Genomic DNA, 234 nt, shown 5'->3' with positions numbered 1-234 from the left:
TGGAGCGGTAGTTCAGTTGGTTAGAATACCGGCCTGTCACGCCGGGGGTCGCGGGTTCGAGTCCCGTCCGCTCCGCCATTCAAGTGACTGTTTACACTTAATAAAACAGATAATTTTTATACTATTGTTAGTTTTATTAAGTGTATACAAACCGTTTTGGAGCGGTAGTTCAGTTGGTTAGAATACCGGCCTGTCACGCCGGGGGTCGCGGGTTCGAGTCCCGTCCGCTCCGCC

Annotated in this window: 2 tRNA genes; both read left to right on the top strand. The window is 51.3% G+C overall.

Annotated features, from left to right (window positions below):
* Position 1: 1 nt before the first annotated feature.
* A tRNA-Asp gene (locus AAEY99_RS21730) sits at positions 2-78 on the top strand.
* Between the two features lie 80 nt (positions 79-158).
* Positions 159-232 (top strand) — tRNA-Asp (locus tag AAEY99_RS21725).
* The last annotated feature ends 2 nt before the right edge of the window (positions 233-234 follow it).

The organism is Shewanella sp. S1-58-MNA-CIBAN-0166 (genome assembly GCF_040310085.1).
Classification (GTDB): domain Bacteria; phylum Pseudomonadota; class Gammaproteobacteria; order Enterobacterales; family Shewanellaceae; genus Shewanella.
Note: the sequence above shows the minus strand (reverse complement) of the source record. Positions and strands in the feature narration are given on the sequence as shown.